The organism is Alishewanella sp. HH-ZS (genome assembly GCF_001704375.1).
Taxonomy (GTDB): Bacteria; Pseudomonadota; Gammaproteobacteria; order Enterobacterales; family Alteromonadaceae; genus Alishewanella; species Alishewanella aestuarii.
In genome coordinates this window covers 1-4470 of record NZ_LZEJ01000074.1, presented here as the reverse complement: position 1 = coordinate 4470, position 4470 = coordinate 1, and the positions used below count along the sequence as shown (strand labels likewise).

Here is a 4470-nt window from a genome sequence, read left to right as displayed (position 1 = left end):
CAATTTGTGGGGATCCCTCAGGCGTTTAGGCCTTTACGGTTGAGCTTAAAAATCGGGATCACCAAATACGCCTTTTTTGATTTTGAGAGATTCCGTTACTATGGTGTTCCGAAACTGCAAGATATCCCACTAGCCCAATTTGCAAACAGAGACTGTTTAGCTGAGAAATGGTTTCAGGCTTTCAGTGATAACAACGAATATTCAGACCAAACCAAGAATGGATACATTCAGGATTTTGCAAAATATGTTAGATTTTGCGACTTGAATAATGTCGCTCCAGAATCTGCTATAGCGATAGAAATCTGGGAGCGGTACCTCATAAAGCAGGTTCAATCCCATTCAATAGCGGTGAACTCTGCGAGAAAACTTATAAGTGCAACGAAATGCATCTTAGAATTATTTGACTGCCCTGTGTTCGATTGGTTTTCGAAATACCCTATTTTCAGATCTGAAGCGAACCCCTCGAATTCCTATTCCGACACTGAGCTAATAAAGCTTGTCCGATGTTTAAAAATATTACACCAACAGCTTGGGAGACAGATAAGACAAAACCCACCATTACACGTTAACGCAGCACCAAGCACATACACAGCCAACTATTCAGATTCAAACCGTAGACTCGATGTATGTGGCGTAATTACAAAGTACTTTTGCGCCAGTTTCTTTTTGATGGCCTATTACACTTGGGCAAATACGACTTCTTTGTTGAGCATGAAAAAACCTAAACGACGCGAAGGCTCAGCTGGTATTTGGTATGAGCAATCAGTTTTAAAAAATAGAGCAAATAAATTTGTAACTATCGCAATAGGTGAAAATCACGCAACCCATATTCCTAAGCATGCATTAAGATTCATGGAAGATTTACTTGAAATCAGTAGTCTGATCAGGCCTGACGACGAGCATCTGTTTTATCAATCAAGACAAGGTGTTATATCAACGTTAGAAACGGCCCACCTCCGAACTTTTAATAACTGGTTATTTAAATCATTTGGTTTAAAGGATGACTTTGGAAATCAATTAAGGCCTGAAGCAAAAAGATTTAGGGCAACCGGTAGCAGTAAGTACATTGCCTTAACAAACAATGTCACAGAGGCATCTTTAATCTTAGGAAATACTCCAAACACTGTCCACCGTCATTACACCAAGGGTAATGAGCCAGAAAACAATATGCAACTGCAGGCCGTAGCTCACACTTTGGAGAGCGCAATTCGCTGCGGCGAAATTCAGAACGCTAAAGAGCAAGCTAGAAGTATTTTAAAAGTTGAAGTACTTCCCTATGAAGCATTTATTCAAAAATATTCGATCGCACACCAAAAGCCTGATCGAGCACCCATTGGAACTGGATGCACAGACCCATTTGGAAGCAAAGCAGACAAGTATCGTCGGAAAGTCAACTTCAGCCCTAAGGCCTTGGATGTATCAAATCTCGCATGCGCAGACATACTTAACTGTTTCTTTTGTACAAATCAGGTTGTTATCGAGGAAGTTGACGACATTTGGTGCTTACTAAGTTTCAAATGTTCTCTCGAGGAATCTAGAGGGGACCATTTAAACCAATCACAGTTTAAGAACAACTTTGAAGAAATACTTCATCGGATAAATCAAATAATATTCCGAATCGACCCGAAAATTCGTCGTTTAGCCGAGCGAAAGCTAAAAGATGGTCGTCATCCATTATGGCCAGAAGAACTTAACTTGTTTATATAAGGGGCTACTAGTGAGAGCTTTACTTCATATACCTGAGAGCGTTCTCCAAGAGAACAAATTGGGCGTTCAGCATGTGATGGAACTATTCAAAACTGAAAACTGGAAAGAACTTAATGAAATTGTTGTCAGCCGAGACCATTTCGGAGCTCCTGCCAGTAGGTTCGGAGACGAATACTGGGATTTATCTTCCTACGTCGATACAAAAATCACCAACAAAAAGGGCATTTTTTTCTCTGAGATCGCATCAGAATATCTCGCTATGGAGATGAAACTTATCTGTTTTTACTGGATGTATGTAGCTGGCAAGCCCCGGACAGGCCCTGTGATTAAAACAACTACGTTAATAAGTCGACACAGTAAACTAAATCAAATATTTAAGTTTTTAGATAGTTACTCATTCTAATCGGTAGAGACGCTCTCACACCCCTTGGTATTTAGTGAATTTTGCTCATATATTCAAACCCAACAATACAGCATCGCAAACTGCCAACATATTTTTATTATTGTTGCAAACTTGAGGAGAACAACCGGCGTACTGCCTTTTGCGTTTTCATCTCCAACAGATCAAACACCAAAAGAATTAGCTAAAGAATATGCTGCATTGGACAAAGTAAAGACGGACCAGTTTTACGCAATACCGACTAGATTGATGGAGCTCATTTACGCAGAAGCACTAAGCATCGTTGAGTCATTGCATCCACACCGTGATTTAATTCACAACTTACTTACCGATCTTCATGATAACTACCTAATTGGCAAGAAAGAAATTGACCAAAAGATAGAATCTGGTCAGTGGCAATGGTTAAAGAAAAGCGAGCCTGCCTATCGAATTGAAGTGAGTAAATCTAAGCCTTCTAAAGACTTTGAAATAATTGAGTCTTACATTCAAGAAACGCCATTGGCCAAATTGGTGCCAACAAATGGCAGTAAATTTAAGGGATGGATTACAAATGTGCAGACAGCTTGCTACATTGTCTGTGCGGCATTTACAGGCATGAGAAGAAGCGAGTTATATGGCCTGACCGCGGACAGCTTTAAAACACGAGTGTTCAATAACCAAAAATATTATTTCCTGCAGTCCCAACACCACAAAATGGTTCAAGGCCGACCTCAGACATGTGAATGGCTCACTGTTCCGGTCGCATTAAAAGCGATTGAACTCGCAGAAGCATTGTCTCGTAATATGAGAAGTCAACTGCTTACAGATGGGGATCCAATCCGTGTTCACATATCGGACTGTTTGTGGCTCAACCAATCCAGCAAAGCAACATTCCCAAAGGTCCGCTTTGAAGGAAGTATGCGAACACATTTCAATGAGATTGCGAAAGCTGCAAATGCTTACATCACAGAAGCAGACCTTGAAGAGTTCAAATTAATTAACCCGAATTGTAACCCGCAACACGCCGATGCAAAAATTCAATTGGGCAAGCTATGGCCTCTGACATCTCATCAATTCAGACGCTCTTTTGCTGTGTTCGCAAAACGGCATGACCTTTGCTCTAGTGTTGCAATAAAACAACAATTCAAACACTTGGATGTCCCTACGTCAGACTGGTATGGCGAGGGCGGATTAGACAGTAAGTTGTCCTATTTTCAGTTAGACGTTGAACTAAAAGCCTTATTGCGCGAAGTTCAGCACGAAATGGTTACTGAAAAAATACATGGTTGGCTCAATTCGAAAGATGAACTCTATGGAAAAATGGGCAAGTCGATCATGAAAGAGCGCAAAACAACCGCCCAGATTTTCTCTTCCTGGGATCATGTGTATAGCTTGGTTAAGGCCGGCAAACTAAACTTGGTTGGTACACTTCACTCCTACTGCTTGGCAGGATACGATTGTCAGATGCAGAAGGTATCATCTCCAGCGGCCTGTTTTACTTGCGAAAATCAGCTCATCGATAAAGAAAAAGCAAAAAACTGGTTTCAACGGCATAAATGGGCATCGGAAAAGCTGCTTTATCTAGATAGCATAGGAGAACTAACAGCATCCGGTTATAGTCACTTCGTAACACAAATCAAAGCAGCTGAGAAAGTGATGCATCATTTTAGAATTCCATTTTCAAAGCTTAAAATGGATGGGGCAAAATATGAGCAAATCTGATTACACTCGTGTTCAGCTTATAAAAGCACTAGAGCGCATTCTTAGCCATAACACTGAACGCATCTCGCCTGAACAAAAGCTATCAGTGAGAGCGGTTGAGCAAGAAGCCGGATTAGGTAATGGTTCAGCTCATTACTATAAAGATATAGTTGCAAAGATTCATGACGAAGCGAACCAGCTACGTCTTAAAAGTCAATCTCAGCATTCGACTCAGGACGCGGCATTGGTTGCAAAGCTCAGAGATTCTTTGAAAACAGAAAAAAGATTGAAGGAAAAATACCGGATCGAAATCATCAACCTAAGAAAACAAATGAGCCAGCTGGCAGCTCAACATAATTCCATGACGTTACAAATTCAGAACTACGCTACAAAAGTTAATGAGCTAGAAAACAAAATACCCCAAATAACAACAAGCATAGAGCTAAAACAATCTTAGTCAGTTCTACCCAAGAATCTAAATAGCTGATCCTAATTGTGATACACCCGCTTTAATCCATGTTTTCCGCCCGGAAACGGTGCGGCAGTGTCCATAAAGTAGTAAACCTGCTCCAGTAAATCATCCATGTTTTTGCACTGATGATTCCGGGTTATCGTCTCGTGCAGGGCATGCCACAGTTTTTCAATTTTGTTATGCCATGGGCTGTTCGGCGACAATTAGGATG

Annotated in this window: 4 protein-coding genes and 1 pseudogene; 4 read left to right on the top strand and 1 reads right to left on the bottom strand. The window is 40.8% G+C overall.

The window, feature by feature from the left end:
- From A9165_RS16175 to A9165_RS16165, 4 genes are all read left to right on the top strand, one after another.
- A partial coding sequence (locus A9165_RS16175; RefSeq protein ID WP_369799997.1) for a hypothetical protein occupies window positions 1-1707 on the top strand: 1707 nt, incomplete at its 5' end.
- A 10-nt stretch (window positions 1708-1717) separates the two neighbouring features.
- A complete protein-coding gene (locus A9165_RS17170) occupies window positions 1718-2110 on the top strand; it encodes a hypothetical protein (RefSeq protein WP_083216312.1) in 393 nt (130 codons plus the stop codon).
- Window positions 2111-2134: 24 nt separating this feature from the next.
- Entirely contained in the window at window positions 2135-3808 is a 1674-nt protein-coding gene (locus A9165_RS16170; RefSeq protein WP_255365752.1) for an integrase, read from the top strand.
- A complete protein-coding gene (locus A9165_RS16165) occupies window positions 3795-4244 on the top strand; it encodes a hypothetical protein (RefSeq protein ID WP_065956653.1) in 450 nt (149 codons plus the stop codon). Before A9165_RS16170 ends, A9165_RS16165 begins: the two co-directional genes overlap by 14 nt.
- Window positions 4245-4276: 32 nt before the next feature.
- On the opposite strand, the pseudogene A9165_RS17165 reads toward A9165_RS16165, so the two are convergent.
- Window positions 4277-4450: pseudogene (locus tag A9165_RS17165) on the bottom strand (IS630 family transposase); the annotation flags it as partial.
- Window positions 4451-4470 lie beyond the last annotated feature (20 nt).